This window comes from Peristeroidobacter soli, from assembly GCF_004138485.1.
GTDB lineage: Bacteria > Pseudomonadota > Gammaproteobacteria > Steroidobacterales > Steroidobacteraceae > Steroidobacter > Steroidobacter soli.
This window is the reverse complement of the sequence record NZ_RYEV01000003.1, coordinates 242,808-258,514: the sequence shown is the minus strand read 5'-3', so window position 1 is coordinate 258,514 and position 15,707 is coordinate 242,808. Positions and strand designations below refer to the sequence as shown.

The 15,707-nt window shown below is 62.7% G+C and carries 13 protein-coding genes; 1 reads left to right on the top strand and 12 read right to left on the bottom strand.

Going from position 1 to position 15,707, the window contains the following annotated elements; genetic code table 11:
• Nucleotides 1-71 precede the first annotated feature (71 nt).
• Nucleotides 72-1,853 (top strand): M14 family metallopeptidase, encoded by a 1,782-nt coding sequence (locus EKO19_RS09960; RefSeq protein WP_129776280.1) that lies wholly within the window; start codon nucleotides 72-74, stop codon nucleotides 1,851-1,853.
• 53 nt (nucleotides 1,854-1,906) lie between these two features.
• Here EKO19_RS09960 and EKO19_RS09955 read toward each other — a convergent pair whose 3' ends face one another.
• The 12 genes from EKO19_RS09955 to EKO19_RS09900 form a co-directional block, all read right to left on the bottom strand.
• Complete coding sequence (locus EKO19_RS09955) at nucleotides 1,907-2,428, bottom strand: tetratricopeptide repeat protein (RefSeq protein ID WP_175597009.1); 522 nt, start codon at nucleotides 2,426-2,428, stop codon at nucleotides 1,907-1,909.
• Nucleotides 2,429-2,548: 120 nt separating this feature from the next.
• Nucleotides 2,549-2,965: a DUF4124 domain-containing protein gene (locus tag EKO19_RS09950; protein WP_129776278.1), complete on the bottom strand. Its 417-nt coding sequence runs from the start codon at nucleotides 2,963-2,965 to the stop codon at nucleotides 2,549-2,551.
• A 130-nt stretch (nucleotides 2,966-3,095) separates the two neighbouring features.
• A complete protein-coding gene (locus EKO19_RS09945) occupies nucleotides 3,096-4,010 on the bottom strand; it encodes a 5'-3' exonuclease (protein WP_129776277.1) in 915 nt (304 codons plus the stop codon).
• Nucleotides 4,004-4,558, bottom strand: coding sequence for an HNH endonuclease (locus tag EKO19_RS09940; protein WP_129777339.1), 555 nt, complete (start codon nucleotides 4,556-4,558; stop codon nucleotides 4,004-4,006). The genes EKO19_RS09945 and EKO19_RS09940 overlap by 7 nt, the downstream gene beginning before the upstream one ends.
• Nucleotides 4,559-4,691: 133 nt before the next feature.
• Nucleotides 4,692-6,104: an efflux transporter outer membrane subunit gene (locus EKO19_RS09935; RefSeq protein ID WP_129776276.1), complete on the bottom strand. Its 1,413-nt coding sequence runs from the start codon at nucleotides 6,102-6,104 to the stop codon at nucleotides 4,692-4,694.
• On the bottom strand, nucleotides 6,091-7,287 hold the full coding sequence (locus EKO19_RS09930) for an efflux RND transporter periplasmic adaptor subunit (protein WP_129776275.1): 1,197 nt from the start codon (nucleotides 7,285-7,287) through the stop codon (nucleotides 6,091-6,093). The genes EKO19_RS09935 and EKO19_RS09930 overlap by 14 nt, the downstream gene beginning before the upstream one ends.
• Nucleotides 7,274-10,462, bottom strand: a complete 3,189-nt coding sequence (locus tag EKO19_RS09925) for an efflux RND transporter permease subunit (RefSeq protein ID WP_129776274.1) — start codon at nucleotides 10,460-10,462, stop codon at nucleotides 7,274-7,276. The genes EKO19_RS09930 and EKO19_RS09925 overlap by 14 nt, the downstream gene beginning before the upstream one ends.
• Before the next feature lie 78 nt (nucleotides 10,463-10,540).
• Nucleotides 10,541-11,926 (bottom strand): sensor histidine kinase, encoded by a 1,386-nt coding sequence (locus tag EKO19_RS09920; RefSeq protein ID WP_129776273.1) that lies wholly within the window; start codon nucleotides 11,924-11,926, stop codon nucleotides 10,541-10,543.
• Nucleotides 11,913-12,590 carry a response regulator transcription factor gene (locus tag EKO19_RS09915; protein WP_129776272.1) on the bottom strand — a complete coding sequence of 226 codons (678 nt, stop codon included), beginning with the start codon at nucleotides 12,588-12,590 and terminating at the stop codon, nucleotides 11,913-11,915. Before EKO19_RS09915 ends, EKO19_RS09920 begins: the two co-directional genes overlap by 14 nt.
• A 138-nt stretch (nucleotides 12,591-12,728) precedes the next feature.
• Nucleotides 12,729-14,162 (bottom strand): NAD(P)(+) transhydrogenase (Re/Si-specific) subunit beta, encoded by a 1,434-nt coding sequence (locus EKO19_RS09910; protein WP_129776271.1) that lies wholly within the window; start codon nucleotides 14,160-14,162, stop codon nucleotides 12,729-12,731.
• Between the two features lie 6 nt (nucleotides 14,163-14,168).
• A complete protein-coding gene (locus EKO19_RS09905; protein WP_129776270.1) occupies nucleotides 14,169-14,495 on the bottom strand; it encodes an NAD(P) transhydrogenase subunit alpha part 2 in 327 nt (108 codons plus the stop codon).
• A gap of 64 nt (nucleotides 14,496-14,559) precedes the next feature.
• Nucleotides 14,560-15,684 carry an NAD(P) transhydrogenase subunit alpha gene (locus EKO19_RS09900; protein WP_129776269.1) on the bottom strand — a complete coding sequence of 375 codons (1,125 nt, stop codon included), beginning with the start codon at nucleotides 15,682-15,684 and terminating at the stop codon, nucleotides 14,560-14,562.
• Nucleotides 15,685-15,707 lie beyond the last annotated feature (23 nt).

Below are 15,707 nucleotides of genomic sequence, written 5' to 3'. Positions count from 1 at the left end.
GCAGGAAACGAGACAGATTCAGACCGGCCAATACAGTAGTCTTGCGCACCTGCCCGTACAGGAACTGACTAATGATGGGTCATAAAACCAGCGCGCTCGCCCTGCTCATCTGTTCGATCATCCAGGTGGCAGCGGTCGCCGCGCCGAGTACCAGTTCCCTGCGCACCGTCGCCGAGCAGTCCGGTAACAAGCGCACCGGCCGCTACGAGGAAGTCGAACGCCTGTGTCCGGCCTTCCAGCAACAGTGGCCGCAGCAGGTGCGCTGTTTCGAGTTCGGCCGCACGCCCGAAGGCCGGCCCATGCTGGCATTGGCCGCCTCTGCCGATGGCACGCTCGACGCCACCGCCGCGCATCGCGCCGGGCGGCCGGTCGTGCTCATGCAGGGCGGTATTCACGCCGGCGAGATCGATGGCAAGGACGCGGGCTTCCTCGCCTTGCGCCAGATGCTCGAGGGCTCGCTGGCCAAGGATGCACTGAAGACCGCGACGCTGGTGTTCGTGCCGGTGTTCAACGTCGACGGCCATGAACGCTTCGGCCGCTGGAATCGCCCCAATCAGGTGGGCCCGGAAGCAATGGGCTGGCGCGTCACCTCCCAGAACCTCAATTTGAATCGCGACTACGTCAAGGCCGAGGCGCCCGAGATGCAAGCGATGCTGCGTCTGTTGGGCGAGTGGGATCCGATCCTGTATGTCGACCTGCACGTCACCGACGGCGCGAAGTTCGAGCACGACATCTCTTACAGCGTCGCACCGACGCTGGCCGGGCGCGAACCCATCCGCCAGGTCGCCGTGGCCGTGCGCGACGAACTGATGAAGCGCGCCACCGAAAAGGGCTCGCTGCCGGTCGACTTCTATCCCTCGTTCCTCAAGGACGACGACCCGACGTCGGGTTTCGCCGTGGCCGTCGGCCCGAAACGTTTCTCACAAGCGTACTGGGCCAGCCGCAACCGCCTCGGCATCCTGGTGGAAACGCATTCGTGGAAGGACTATCCCACCCGCGTGCGCATCACTCATCACACCATCATTTCCTTGATGGAAATGGCGGCGCGCGACGGCAGGCAGTGGCTGGCAGCGGCACAAGCGGCCGACCGCGAATCGGCAGGCATCGGTGGATCCACCGCAAACATCACGTACACGAACACGCCGCACGTCAAGACGATCGACTTTCGCGGCTACGAGTATGAGCGCGTGCCTTCGGCGGTGTCGGGCGCGCTGATGACCCGTTACAACGATAAGCGTCCACAAATCTGGCGCATTCCGTTGCGGGATGAAGTTCAGCCGGCCATCACCGTGAGCGCGCCGCGTGGCGGATATCTGGTTCCGCCGAGCCATGCGCACATGGTCGCCGAGAAGCTCACCCTGCACGGCATCGAGTTTCGTACGGTCGCTCAGGCGCAGACCGGAGCGGATGTCGAAGTGTTTCGTGCCACCAAGGCGGCAATGGACAGCTCGACTTTTGAGGGTCGCAGCAACTTCTCGGTCGAGGGCGACTGGACCAGGGAAAAGCGGGATGTGGCCGCGGGCGCGCTGTTCGTGCCGATCGCGCAAGCCAGGTCGGAGCTGGCGATGACCCTGCTCGAACCCCGCGATCCGGACTCGCTGGTGAGCTGGGGTTATTTCGCCACCGCGTTCGAGCGCAAGGAATATATGGAAGCGTACGTGGCCGAGGCAGTGGCCGAAGAAATGCTGAAGAAGGATCCGGCGCTGCGCCGTGAATTCGAGCGCCGCCTGGACGATCCGAAGTTCGCGGCCGATCCGAACGCCCGGCTGGACTTCTTCTATCGACGCCACTCGTCGTGGGACGAGCGTTACAACCTGTATCCGGTGTTCCGGGTGGCCACTACGCCCCGCTAGAACCGAGGCTCACCGGGCGGCGCTCTCGGGCCGCCCGATCGGCCGGCATCCGACTATCGCTTCTCCAGCGCCTCGGCCTTCTTCTCATCCGCCTTGGCCTCGGCGTCCTTGTTCATGTCGCGATAGATGTCCGAGCGGCGGTAGTAGCCATCCGGCTCATTGGGCTCCAGCTCGATGGCCTTGCTGGCATCGGCCAGCGCCATTTCCGGCTTGTCCAGCGACACGTAGATGCGCGAGCGGGTCAGGTAACCGTACGCGTCCTTCGGCTCCAGCTCGATGTATTTGTTGGCGTCTTCGAGCGCGGCGTCGAACTTGCCCGAAGAGTCGCGCGCGCGTGCACGCAGCGCGTACAGATCCGAGCGAGTGGGTGCTGCTTCGATCGCCTTGCGCAGCAGGTTCTCCGCATCGCGCGGCTGACCCTTCTGCATGGCCTTGTTCGCCTGAGCCATCAGGTCGTCCACGGCCTTGTCGTCCTGCGCCTGCGCCGCCAGTGGCGCGGCCAGCAACCAGACCGCCGCCAGCAGGCCGGCCGCAATTCGTTTCAATCCCATGTGTGTAGTAGCAAACGCAACCATGACGACCCCCTGACTATGCCGTTGCTTATTACTTGCTGAGGTGTGGCTGACTCCGTACGCCGACATTATGCGCTCACAGCACACGCCGCTGGTACTACCTCACAAGCGGTGGAAGTTTCGTCAACCACACTTTTCGATCCGTCGCCGCTCCTCGAGCTGGCGACGGCGCTCCTTCAAGCGCTCGCCCTCCTTGGCCCCGTAGCCGGTACGCATCTTGGTACGCACGTCACGCAATGCCTGCGCCAGCTTGGCGCAGGCCGCTTCGTGCCTGGCGGGATCGGGAGGACGCGCGGCTCTGGCACGCTTGTTTTTTGCTGGTTTGGCCGGCGTCGCCGGCACGGCGCGGCCTTTCTCCGCCGGTGGTGGCGTATAGACAGTCACTCGACTGTCGTCGATTTCGTGGCGATTGGCATGGGCCCCGCACGGCTGATCCGAATACACCGGCCCATTCTCACCGGCGCAGCGGTAAATCGCGGCCGACGCCCCGACGGCCTTCGTCAACAGCGACAACCCGAACACGATTGCGGCAACTCGCATGACAGCTCCTTGGTTGGAAGCCGCCAGCATGCGATTGGCGCGCCGGCGCGAACCGCCGGATTAGTGGGTTTTGCGTCCTCAATCGCGTGCCCGAAGCCGGGCGAAATGCGCTAGGGCCTGTGAACAGGCCCTAGCTGAGCGCGATGATGCGTTCGGCCTGATTGCGCAGCAGGCGACCGAAGCCGACGGTGTCGTAGAGCCGGTTGAGCTCGCTCAGATCGGGTGGCCGGCGACGCAGCTGCTCCAGCTCGACATCGAGCGGCATATCGCAGGCTATTTCGGTGAGCTGCCGGGCGAGAAACGCGGACTCGCGATGGTCACGCAGCTGGCCGCATACGAAGCCGGCATTGCGCAGCTTGATCTTCAGCACGCGGTCCAGGTCGTCATAGAGATGCGTCAACGACTCGAAATGATAGAACAACGTGGACGCGGTCTTGCGGCCGACGCCGGGCACGCCGGGAATGTTGTCGACCGCATCTCCCATCAAGGCCAGGAAGCAAGCCATCCGTTCAGGCTGCACGCCGAAGCGATCGGCGATCCGGTCGTAGCCGAAACGTTTATCGCTGATGTAATCCCAGTACTCATCGCCAGGGCGCACCAGCTGGGAAAGATCCTTGTCCCGCGTGACGATCACGACCTTGCGTCCCTCGGCTCGCGCGCGAGTCGCAAGCGTGCCGATGACGTCGTCGGCCTCGTATTCACCGCTGACGAACGAGGCAATGCCGAGCCCCGCGCAGACCCGCTGGCATTGCAGGAACTGACGCTTCAAATCCTCGGGCGCGGGCTCGCGATTGGCTTTGTAGGCGGGGTAGATACGCTTGCGATACGACGTGACCAGGCTGGCATCGAAAGCGACCGCCATGTGCTGCGGGCGGACCTGCTCGATCAGATCGCCGAGGAAGCGGCTGAAGCCATGGAGTGCGTTGACGGCGTTGCCGTCCGGGTCGACCAGATCGAGCGGGACGGAATGCCAGGCACGGAACACGAACACCGATGCATCGATCAGATACACCGGCTGCTGGACCACGAATTCAGAATTCAACACTGCAATTTGAGACGGGCGTGCAACGGACTCGAGCGCGGGAAATGCGCCAGCAGATATTCCATCTGGTCCGCCAGCACCCGGCGGCCTTTCAAGTAAATGTACTCGGCGTAGGTCGGCTTGAACGGCACGGCGATCAATTGCAGGCCGGCCTGTTCAGGCGTGAGCGACGCCTTCTGGTTGTTACAACGACGGCAAGCCGTCACCACATTGGTCCACAGATCCAGCCCGCCCTGGCTGAGCGGCCGGATATGATCCCGCGACAGCATACTGGACGGGAAGCGCTGCCCGCAGTACATGCACAAGTGCGCGTCGCGCTTGAACAAGGTCTGGTTGTTCAACGGCGGCGTGTAGTCATGCCGCAGGTTGCCGGGATTGTGGGTGTGACCGACCGTGGCGATGATGGAATTCACTTCCACGACAGTCTGCAATCCGGAGCGGGCGTTGGTGCCACCGAGCAGCCGGTAGAGCCGCGTCCCACAGGTGTATGCCACCTGTTCCGTATGGTACAGCCGTACCGCATCCCGGTAGTCGATCCACTCCAGGGGCATTCCTGAGACATCGGTCCGCAGGATCTCTTGGGTCAAGTTGTACAGTTGTGATTGCACGACTTAAGACGCAGCAAGGGGCACTACATCCTAAGATACGCGACCCACCTGTAAAGATTCAACGGGCCGGGGTTGGTCAGCCTTCCCAGCCCCCGCCGAGCGCGCGGATCAGCGCCACGCTGGCCCGTAACTGCCTGGTTTCCAGGTCCAATGCCTCACGCTGCGTAGTTAACGCGGTGGTCTGAGACTGAACCACTTCCAGGTAGCTGACTGCGCCTTCCCGATAGCGGTTCATGGCGAAATCCAGCGACTGTTGTGCCGAAGTGACGGCGGAACGCTCGGACTGCGCGGCGTTGCCGTAGTGATAAAGCAGGGCCAGGTTGTCTTCGACTTCCTGAAACGCCCCTAACACCACCCCGCGATAAGTAGCGCCCGCCTCATCCAGCACGGCTTTCGCCTGCTCCACCCGCGCCCGACGGCCACCGAAATCGAGCAGTTGGAGCAGGATCGAGGGACCGACGGACCAGGCCGCATTGGGCGCGGTCAGCCACTCACTGGAGCGATTGCTCTCGAAGCCGTAAGCGCCGTTCAGCGTGATCGACGGGAAATAGGCGGCGCGCGCCACACCGACACTGGCATTGGCAGCAGCCGTGCGACGCTGAGCGGAGGCGATGTCCGGCCGGCGCTGCAGGAGATTGGTCGGTACGTCGCCTGGTATCTGTGGCAGCCGCAAGGGAACGGAGCGAGGCTCCAGGGAAAATTGCGAAGGTGACTCGCCTACAAGCACGGCAATCGCATGCTCGAGCGTCGCGCGCTGTGCCTGGTTCTGGGAAACCTGCGAGCGCGCGGTGTCCAGCTGCGTTTGAGCTCGCGCTACGTCCAACCCCGAAACGATGCCCGCGTCGTGCCGCTCCTTGGTGAGCGACACCGCGCGATCGTAGGCAGTCACCGTATCCGCAAGCAGCGCCGCCTCGCGGTCCAGGCCGTAAAGCGCGATGTAATAGTCCGCCAGTTGTGCCTGAAGGCTGAGGCGCGCCGATTCCAGATCGGCGGCGGCCGCGCTCGCTTCGAGCTTGCCGGCGGTCACGTCGTTGCGAACCCGCCCCCAGAGATCGACTTCATACGCCGCCTCGACGCTGGTCGCGTACGAATTGTAGTAACGAGGCGCCGCTTGACCCGTCGGCGGACGCGTCTCGGATTGACGCACGCGAGCGCCATCGGCCCGCACATTGAGCGAAGGAAACAAACCGGAACGCAACTGATCCGAATACGCCTTCGCTTGCTGATAACGCGCCAGCGCGGCTTGCAGATCGGGACTGTTCTGAACGAGCTGCGTCTGCAGACGGTTCAGTTCCTCGTCGCCGTAGAGCAGCCACCACGAATCGCGCGGCAACCGGTCGGCCGGCGCGGCCTGCGTCCAGGGCGCGGGCTCTTTGTAAGCGTCGGCAACGGGAATCTCCGGCAGCTCGAGCTTGGGCGCGAACGAGCAGCCAGCCAGCGTCAGCGCCATGGCCAACACGCCGCCGCGTACCCACTCAGCCCTTTGCATTACTGCCTTGCTTGCCGTTGGGCAACGATGCATCTGCGTCCTTCGCAGTGGGTTCCAGCACACGTACGGCGCTGCCTGCGATCAATCCATCCGGTGGCGTGGAAATGACCCGGTCGGTGGCTTCGATGCCGCCGCCGACTTCGATGAAGGCACCATGATCGCGAGCGATGGTGATGGGCTTCATGACGACGCGGTTCTGCGCATCGACAGTGGCCACTCGCAACCCCGACTGATCGAAGATCAATGCGCTGGCCGGCACACGCAACGCTTTCGCCCCGCCCGCCAGCTCGAAGCTGACGGCGGCATATCCGCCCGGCAGCAACTCGCCCGCCTTGTTGTCGACCGAGAGCTGCATGAGAGTCGTACCGGTCGCGACATTCACAGCACCCGCCGACGCGGCGACCGCTGCGGAATATTCCCTGCCAGGATGCTCAGGCACGGTGATCACCGCATTGGCTTGCGTATTCAGCCGACTCACGTACGACTGCGGCACATTCACATACACGCGCAACTTTCGCGTATCCGAAACGACGAACAACTCGCGACCCGAGCCGCCGCCAGCGGTAATCAGCTCACCGATATCTGTATTGCGTGCCGTGACCACCCCGTCGAAAGGCGCCACGATGCGAGTGAAGCCGCGCATCGTTCGCAAACGCTCGACATTGGCGCGCGCTGCTTTGGCCAATGCTTCCTTGGCCGCCAGATCGCCGACCTTTTCTTCCACTTCCTGTTTGGAAACAGAATCGCGACCGAGCATCGACTGCCAGCGCCTGGCGGTGCTCGACGCCAGAGCGGCATTCGCTTCGGCGCTGGCGAGATCCGCTTCCGCCTGCAGCAACTGCTGCTCGATATCCGGCGCTTCGATCTCCGCGATCAGCTGGCCGGCCTTCACCGGCGTTCCGATATCGGCCTTCCACGTCTTCAAGTAGCCCGACACCCGCGCATTCAGCGGGGCGCGCGCGAATGCTTCCAACCGGCCTGGCAACTCGAACCGCGCATCGGCATCGCCTTGAGTGGGCGTGACGACCGCGACCGTCGGAATGGCCTGCTCGTCGGTCCACTCGGTCATCTGACGATGGTCGCTGACGCGGATCCCGATGCCGGAGACGACGATGACGACAGCGATGACGGCGATGACGATGCCGGCGCGGCGCAATCCGCTATGTGACTCAGTGGGCGGCATGGGGCTCTCCGGCGAGCTGCGGATGCTCCGCGGACTTACGAACGTAATTACGGTGCACGATGCTGAAAACGACAGGAACGAAAATGAGTGTGGCGATGGTGGCGAAGATCAGTCCACCGATCACGGCGCGACCCAGCGGCGCATTCTGCTCACCGCCGTCGCCGAGACCCAGCGCCATCGGCGCCATGCCGATGATCATGGCCAAGGCCGTCATCAGCACGGGACGGAAACGCACGAAGCCCGCATCGATGGCGGCGGCGACCGGATCGGCCAACTCCTCCAGCCGCTCACGCGCGAAGCTGATGACCAGCACGCTGTTCGCGGTAGCCACGCCCATGCACATGATCGCCCCAGTCAATGCAGGCACTGACAGCGTCGTGAATGTCGTGAACAACATCCAGATGATGCCGGCCAACGCCGCCGGCAGCGCGCTGATGATGACCAGCGGATCGCTCCACGACTGGAAGTTCACGACGATCAGCAGATAGATCAGCACGACCGCGCCGATCAGACCCCACATCAATCCCGAGAACGAGCTCTCCATGGTGCGCACCTGGCCCAGCAGCGCCACCGACGAACCCTTCGGCAGATCCTTGGCGTGCGCATCCAGGATCTTGCGGATCTGCGTGGACACCGCGCCCAGGTCCGTGCCCTGTGTGGTGCCATAGATCTGCACGATGGGCTGAATGTTGTATTGAGAGACCACGCCGCTCGACGTGGTGCGCTTGATGTCCGCGATGCCGCCGAGCAGATGTGACGTTGTGGAATTCGCGCCGGTGATCGGCAGCGTCTCCAGCGAGCTCAGCTCGTCCATCTGATACTGCGGCGTCTGCATCACGATGGGGTACTGAATATTGGTCTTCGGGTTCAGCCAGAAAGTCGGCGCGACCTGTACCGAGCCCGCGAGATTCACCACCATGCTGTTTGTGACATCGCGCTCGGTCAGGCCGGCGTACTGCGCACGCGTGCGATCGACATCGACATTGAACGTCGGCAGGCCACGTGCCTGCTGGATGCGCGCATCGGCGATGCCCGGAATCCGTTTGATGTCGGCGAGCAGCGCCTCGGCATAAGCGAAGTTCGCCGCGAAGTTGTTGCCGCGAATCTGCAGATCGATGGGCGACGGCGTGCCGAAGTTCAGGATCTGGCTGACGATGTCGGCCGGCGTGAACGAGAACGTCGTGCCGGGGAATCGTTTCGGCAGTTCCTCACGCAGCTTGCGCACATAGTCCGCGGTGGGCCGGTGATTTTCTTCCAGCGTGATCTGGATATCGCCGTCCATCGTGCCGATGGTGCCGGTGTTGTTGTAGGTCATGTTGATGCTGGAGAACGGCATGCCGACGTTGTCCACCACCAGCGCCAGCTCATGCGGCGGAATCACTTGCCGGATGACATCCTGGATGCGCGCCGAAATCGCCACCGTTTCCTCGACCCGCGTGCCGGACTGCGCGCGGAAGTGAACCATGATGCGACCGGCATCGACCGACGGAAAGAAATTGCGTCCCAGGAACGGCACCAGCGCGAACGACGCGACCACGAACAACATGAAGACGGTGACGAAGCCGCGCCGATGGGACATCGCGATCGTCAGAGTCTCTTTATAGTTGCCGCGGAAACGTTCGAACTTCTCCGAGAAGCCACGCTGGAACTTCACCAGCGGATTGGACGTCGGCGCGGTCGTATCCTCGTGCGAGTGCGGCTTGAGCAGATACATCGCCATGGTCGGCACCAGCGTGCGCGACAGGATGAACGAGCACACCATCGCGTAGATCACCGCCAGCGCCATGGGCACGAACAGGAAACGCGCCACGCCTTCGAGGAAGAACATCGGCACGAACACGATACAGATACACAACAGCGAGACGAACGCGGGCGTCACGATCTGCGCCGCGCCATCGAGGATGGCGGTATTCACGTCCTTGCCGTGTTCGAGATGCCAGTTGATGTTCTCGATGGTCACGGTCGCATCGTCGACCAGGATGCCGACCGCCAGCGCCAGGCCGCCCAACGTCATGATGTTGAGCGTCTGGCCGGTCAGCGCCAGCAGGAAGATCGAGCCGAGAATGGCCAGCGGAATCGAAATGGCGATGATGACCGTGGAGCGCCAGCTGCCCAGGAACAGCAGGATCATCAGGCTGGTCAGCAGCGCCGCGATGGCGCCCTCGGCGACCACGCCGGTGATGGCGCTGCGAACGAAAATGGATTGATCGCCGATGAGCTTGATCTGCAGCGACTCGGGCAACTGATCCTTCACCTTCTCGATCTGTTGCTTCACGCCCTCGATCACGGCCAGCGTCGAGGCGGCACCGTTCTTCAATATCGACAGCAGCACCGAACGATTGCCGGCCACATGCACGATATTGGTCTGCGGCGAATTGCCGTCGCGCACGTGAGCGACATCGCGCAAATAAACCATCGCGCCGTCGACCAGTCGAATCGGCAGCCGGCCCAGATCCTCGATCGCGGACGGGCTGTTGTTCAAATTGATGGCGTACTCGAAGCCGCCGATTTTCTGCGTGCCCACCGGTGTGATCAGGTTCTGCGCCGCCAGCGCATTGGCGACGTCCGTGCCCGACAGGCCGCGCGCCTGCAGAGCCGCCGGGTTCAAGTCGATCTGGATCTGCCGGTTCTTACCGCCAAACGGATACGGTATCGAAGCGCCGGGCACCGTGATCAGCGAGGTACGAACGGAGTTGATGCCCAGGTCGCTGAGCTCCTGCTCCGTCATGCCCTCGCCGGACAGCGCCAGCTGCAGGATGCTGACGGTGGACGCGCTGTAGTTCAGAATGTTTGGCGGCACCGTGCCCTGCGGCATCTGGCGCAAAACTGTTTGCGCGGCCGCCGTCACCTGTGCATTGGCCGTGTTGATATCGACGTTAGGTTGGAAAAAAATCTTGATCACGCCGAAGCCGGTATACGACGTGGCTTCGATGTGCTCGATGTCGTTGACCACGGTGGTCAGGAAGCGCTGGAAGTTCGTGGTGATACGACCCGCCATGCCGTCGGGCGGCAAGCCGGTATACGTCCACACCACGCTGATCACGGGAATGCGGATGTTTGGAAAGATATCCGTGGGCGTGCGCATGATGGAAAGCACGCCGAAGATGAGGATGAGCAACGCCAGTACGATGAACGTGTACGGGCGGCGCAGAGCGATTTTGACGATACCGAGCATGCGGGCGAGAGCAACCTACGAAAGACCATTATGGGTCCGCGCTTCCCCCGCCATAGTCTCCAGCAGATGAAAGCTTTTTTAGGTAGCTCCCGTGCGCGCCGGCCCACACATCAGTGCCAGCCAGGCGCCACCCGCCGGATTATCGACGATCTGCAACTTGAACCCGTGCAGTTTGACGATGGCGGCCACGATCGACAAGCCCAGCCCCGAGCCCGAGACATCCTTGTTACTACAAGTACCTCGGTAAAACCGCTGCAGAACCGCTTCCCGTTCCGAGTTTTGAATGCCCGGTCCGCTGTCGATCACATCGATGCGCGCGCCGGCATCGGCATCCGGCAGCAGACGTAAATGTATGCTGCCGCCCGCCGGCGTGAATTTGATCGCGTTGTCGACGATGTTCGAAACGGCTTCGAGCAGCAGATTGGGATCGCCGCGCACGGTGGGAGTATTCGGCGCAATCTCGAAAGAGAACGTGATGTGCTTGTCTTCCGCCAGCGGCGTGTAAATCTCGCGCACATGATCCAGCGTGCCCGCCAGATGCACTTCGGTGAAGCCGGCGCGTCGATGCATGTCTTCCAGCTCGGAGATTCGTAACAACGCGCGGAATCGATCCAGCAACGAGTCGACATCCAGAATCGCCTGCTCGACGACGCTGGCGTGCGCGCTGTCGGACGCCTCGCGATGCATGCGATGCAATTGCGAGCGCAATCGAGTCAGCGGTGTGCGCAAGTCGTGAGCGATGCTGTCGCAGACGCCTTTGACTTCGCTCATCAACCGTTCGATTTCTTCCAGCATCGAATTGACGATGCCGGCCAGCATGTCGAGCTCATCGCGCCGTCCGGTGACGGGCAGACGCTGATGCAGATCGCCGCGCATGATGGGTTGCGCGGCCGTTTCGATCGCACGAATCCGTCGCAGCGGACCTCGCGCCAGCCACAGCCCGCCAATCAATCCGGGAATGATGGTGAGCGTGAGCCCCCAGAGCAACGAGCGGAAGATGATGGTGTTGACCTGGTCGAGCACGCTGGTGGCGCGCGCCAGGATCAACACGTCGCCGCCCTCGACTTGCTTGGCGAGACCGCGTGCATTGACGGGTTCGGGAGCACCGATCCGCTGGATGCCGCCGGGCACCGCATGCACGACGCCGTCGAGCGAAACGCCTTCGGGAATGTGCTCGATGTTGCCGGTGATCTTGTTGCCCTGGGGATCGAACAATCCGTAGAGCATCACACCGCGCAGATCGAGCGCGTCGGTCTGCGCCATGGCCTCGGGCAGGCGCTCACGGTCGATGTGACTCAGGTAATGAACGCGCTGACGCAGAATTTCGTCGACGACGCCGGACAGATAGCGTTTGGTGTCGTACTGCACCCAGCCGATCAGCAGCACGCTCCACAACACGAACAGAACGCCATAGACCGGCAGCAATCGAACTGTGCTGATGCGTGACAGCTCACCGAGCTTCAAGCACGTACCCTACTCCGCGAACAGTATGAATGAGCGGCTCCCGCTCCGGCGGATCGAGCTTGCGCCGCAGTCGGCCGATGTGAACTTCGATCACATTGGTGCCGGGGTCGAAATGATAGCCCCAGACGGCCTCGAAGATCATCGTGCGCGTCAGCACCCGGCCGCTATGACGCATCAGGAATTCGAGCAGCCGGAATTCGGTGGGCAGCAGATCCAGCAACACCTCGCCACGCCGGGCGGTACGGTCGATCAGATCCAGCTGCAGATCGCCGACCCGCAGCGCCATGGGGCGCGACACATTGGCATGCCGACGCAGCAGCACTTCGATGCGGGCCGCCATTTCGTCGGGATTGAAGGGCTTGGTGAGATAGTCGTCGCCGCCCGCACGCAGGCCGCGCACTCGTTCGTCGGCATCGGACAAGGCGCTGATCATCAGCACCGGCGTCTGCACGCCGTATTCCCGCAGCCTGGTGACGACGGTCAAACCGTCCATGCCGGGGAGCATGCGATCCAGCGTGATCGCGTCATAAAATCCCCCTCGCGCCCGTTCCAGCCCGGTGGCACCGTCCCCGACCCAATCCGTATCCAGCCCATAGCGCTGCAATTCGGCGCAGATTTCATCAGCGGTCACGCGGTCGTCTTCGATGATGAGTACTCTGGCCACGGCTCCGAGCCCGCGAGAAAGGAAATGGCAGAGTACCGCCCCTCCCGGGGAGGGGCAATTAAGGAACGTTTATGTAGGACCAGGGCCTGTCAACACTCATTGGGAGGGCTGCGACGAGCTATTGCGGTTTAACAGACCCTAGTGCCCGCCGCCCTCCAGCGACTTCACCGCCTGGATCATCGCCACCATCACCTTCTGCGCATCGCCGTAGACCAGGTTGCAGTTGTCGGCGAAGAACAGCTCGTTCTCCACGCCCGAGTAACCTTTACCCTGACCGCGCTTGATGACGTACACCTGCTTGGCCTGATCCACGTTCAGAATCGGCATGCCGTAGATGGGGCTCGACTTGTTGGTGCGCGCCGCCGGATTCACCGTGTCGTTCGCGCCGATCACCACGGCCACGTCCGCTTCCTTGAACTCGGCGTTGATGTCTTCCAGGTCGTAGATCATGTCGTAGGGCACGCCCGCTTCGGCGAGCAGCACGTTCATGTGGCCGGGCATGCGGCCGGCGACCGGATGAATCGCGAACTTCACTTCGACGCCGGCATCCGTCAGCAGCTTCACGAATTCATATAATTTGTGCTGAGCCTGCGCGACCGCCAGGCCGTAGCCCGGCGCGATGATGACCTTGGACGCGTAGCGCATGTTGATCGCGGCATCGCCTGCTTCGGCGGGCTTCTGCGAGCCTTTGATCTCGCCCTGCTGTTCGCCGCCGCCAGCGCCGAAGTTGCTGAAGATCACATTCGACACGCTGCGGTTCATCGCCTTCGCCATCAACAGCGTGAGCAACGTACCCGCCGAGCCGACCACCATGCCCGCGATCATCAGCGCGGGGTTCTGCAGCACGTAGCCTTCGAAGCCGACCGCGAGACCGGTGAATGCGTTGTATAGCGAGATCACGACCGGCATGTCCGCGCCGCCGATCGGCATCGTCATCATCACACCGAAGATCAGCGCGCCGATGAAGAACGCCGCGACCACCGCCGGATCGGCGTGACCGTGCGCGACGAACACGATGTACGCGCCCACACCGAGCGTCGCCAGAAACACGATGCCATTCAAAATCTGCTGACCGCCGATGCGCCACACACCGTTGATGTTGCCGTTGAGCTTGGCCCAGGCAATCAACGAACCGGACAGCGAGATCGCGCCGATCAACGCACCGACGACGGCCAGCAACAGCGGAATCGTTTGATGAACCGCGGAGGTTCGTAACAACTCGACCGCCGCGATACACGCCGCCGCGCCACCGCCCATGCCGTTGTAGAGCGCGACCATCTGCGGCATGGCTGTCATCGCGACCCGTTTGCCGCTCCACCACGCCCAGGCGGTACCGAGCCCCAGCGCGACCGCCGCGAGCACCACGTTCGTTCCCAAGTGCGGCAGCGCTGCGTCGTTGACGCCGAAGTAATAAAGGAAGCTGGCGAGCACCGCGACCAGCATGCCCGCGCCGGCGACCACGATGCCCGAGCGCGCCGTCACTGGCGACGACATGCGCTTCAAGCCGTAGATGAACAGAAACGCCGCGGCGAAATAGCTGGCGTCGATGACGAACTGCGCAGTGAGGTTCATGGGCGGTTATGCCTTCTTCTGATCGCCAGCGCCCTTCCTGTCGCTGGGTTTGAACATTTCCAGCATGCGTTCGGTCACGACGTAACCGCCGGCCGCGTTGCCCGCACCGAGCAGCACGCCGGCAAAGCCGATGACCTGCTCCACTGTGGAGGTCGCGTTGAGCAACGCGTACATCGCGCCGACCACGACGATGCCGTGCACGAAGTTCGAACCGGACATCAGCGGCGTATGCAGAATGGCCGGCACGCGACCGATGATCTCGTAACCGGTGAAGGCCGCGAGCATGAAGATGTACAGGGCTACGAAGCCCGTCAGCGTGGTAGCGAGGTCCATGGTTTTCCTCGAAGTGACTCGTGACTAATGACTAATGAATAGCCGGAAGGCCTGACGGCTACAGTCATGCGCCGATTATTTTCTGGGCAGCCTCGTTGACGATCTTGCCGTCGTGGGTGAGCGCGGTCTTGGCAATCACCTCGTCGGTCCAGTCGAGCCGGATGCCGCCTTCCTTGACGAACAGCTCGATCAGGTTGAGTTGGTTCTTCGCGTACAGCTCGCTCGCGTGCTCGCCCAGCATGCTCGGCACGTTGAGCGGGCCGACGATGGTCACCTGACCCACTTGTATCGTCTCGCCCGGCTGCGTGTATTCACAGTTGCCGCCACCCTCCGCGGCCAGGTCGATGATCACGCTGCCGGCCTTCATGCCATCGACCTGCGCCTTGCTGATCAGCTTCGGCGAGGGCCGGCCCGGAATGGCCGCGGTCGTGATGATGATATCGGCCTGCTGAATGTGCTTGGTCACGACACCGGCAATCTTGTCTTTTTCTTCTGGCGTCAACTCGCGGGCATAACCGCCTGCACCGCGGGCGTCGACGCCGGTATCGACGAATTTCGCGCCGAGCGATTCGGCCTGTTCCTTTGTTTCAGGACGTACGTCGTAACCCTCGGTCATCGCGCCCAAGCGACGCGCCGTTGCCAGCGCCTGCAGGCCTGCGACACCGAGGCCCATCACCAGCGTGCGGGCCGGACGAATCGAACCGACGGCGGTCGTCATCATCGGCAGAATCCGCGCCAGATGGGTCGCGCCGAGCAGCGCTGCGTAATATCCGGAGAGCGCCGCCTGACTCGACAGCGCGTCCATGGCCTGAGCGCGAGTGATACGCGGCACCAGCTCCATGGCAAACGTCGTGATATGACGGTCGCGCAACAGCCGGGTCAGCTCGACTTCCTTGTGCGCGTAGATGAATGAAATCAGGATGGCGCCGGGCTTCATCGCATTCACGATGCTGGCATCGGGCGGCTGCACGCTCGCGACCACGTCGGCGTCGCGCACCAGCTCGATGGGATCGGCGCTGAATTTCACATTCTTGAATGCGGAATCCGGCAGCTTGACGGCGTCGCCCGCGCCGGCCTGCATATGGATCTCGGCCCCGAGCTTGCTCAGCTTGTCAGCCACCGCCGGTACCAGAGCCACGCGCTTCTCGTTGGCGCGAGTTTCTTTCAGAACAGCAATCTTCACCGCCATGCCGACTGATCCTCCCCCACTAA

Bases quoted from the DNA above. Each gene is read 5' to 3' on its own strand.
- EKO19_RS09960 (WP_129776280.1), top strand. From the start codon at position 72: ATGATGGGTCATAAAACCAGCGCGCTCGCCCTGCTCATCTGTTCGATC.
- EKO19_RS09955 (WP_175597009.1), bottom strand. From the start codon at position 2,428: ATGGTTGCGTTTGCTACTACACACATGGGATTGAAACGAATTGCGGCC.
- EKO19_RS09950 (WP_129776278.1), bottom strand. From the start codon at position 2,965: ATGCGAGTTGCCGCAATCGTGTTCGGGTTGTCGCTGTTGACGAAGGCC.
- EKO19_RS09940 (WP_129777339.1), bottom strand. From the start codon at position 4,558: ATGCCCCTGGAGTGGATCGACTACCGGGATGCGGTACGGCTGTACCAT.
- EKO19_RS09935 (WP_129776276.1), bottom strand. From the start codon at position 6,104: ATGCAAAGGGCTGAGTGGGTACGCGGCGGCGTGTTGGCCATGGCGCTG.
- EKO19_RS09930 (WP_129776275.1), bottom strand. From the start codon at position 7,287: ATGCCGCCCACTGAGTCACATAGCGGATTGCGCCGCGCCGGCATCGTC.
- EKO19_RS09925 (WP_129776274.1), bottom strand. From the start codon at position 10,462: ATGCTCGGTATCGTCAAAATCGCTCTGCGCCGCCCGTACACGTTCATC.
- EKO19_RS09910 (WP_129776271.1), bottom strand. From the start codon at position 14,162: ATGAACCTCACTGCGCAGTTCGTCATCGACGCCAGCTATTTCGCCGCG.
- EKO19_RS09905 (WP_129776270.1), bottom strand. From the start codon at position 14,495: ATGGACCTCGCTACCACGCTGACGGGCTTCGTAGCCCTGTACATCTTC.
- EKO19_RS09900 (WP_129776269.1), bottom strand. From the start codon at position 15,684: ATGGCGGTGAAGATTGCTGTTCTGAAAGAAACTCGCGCCAACGAGAAG.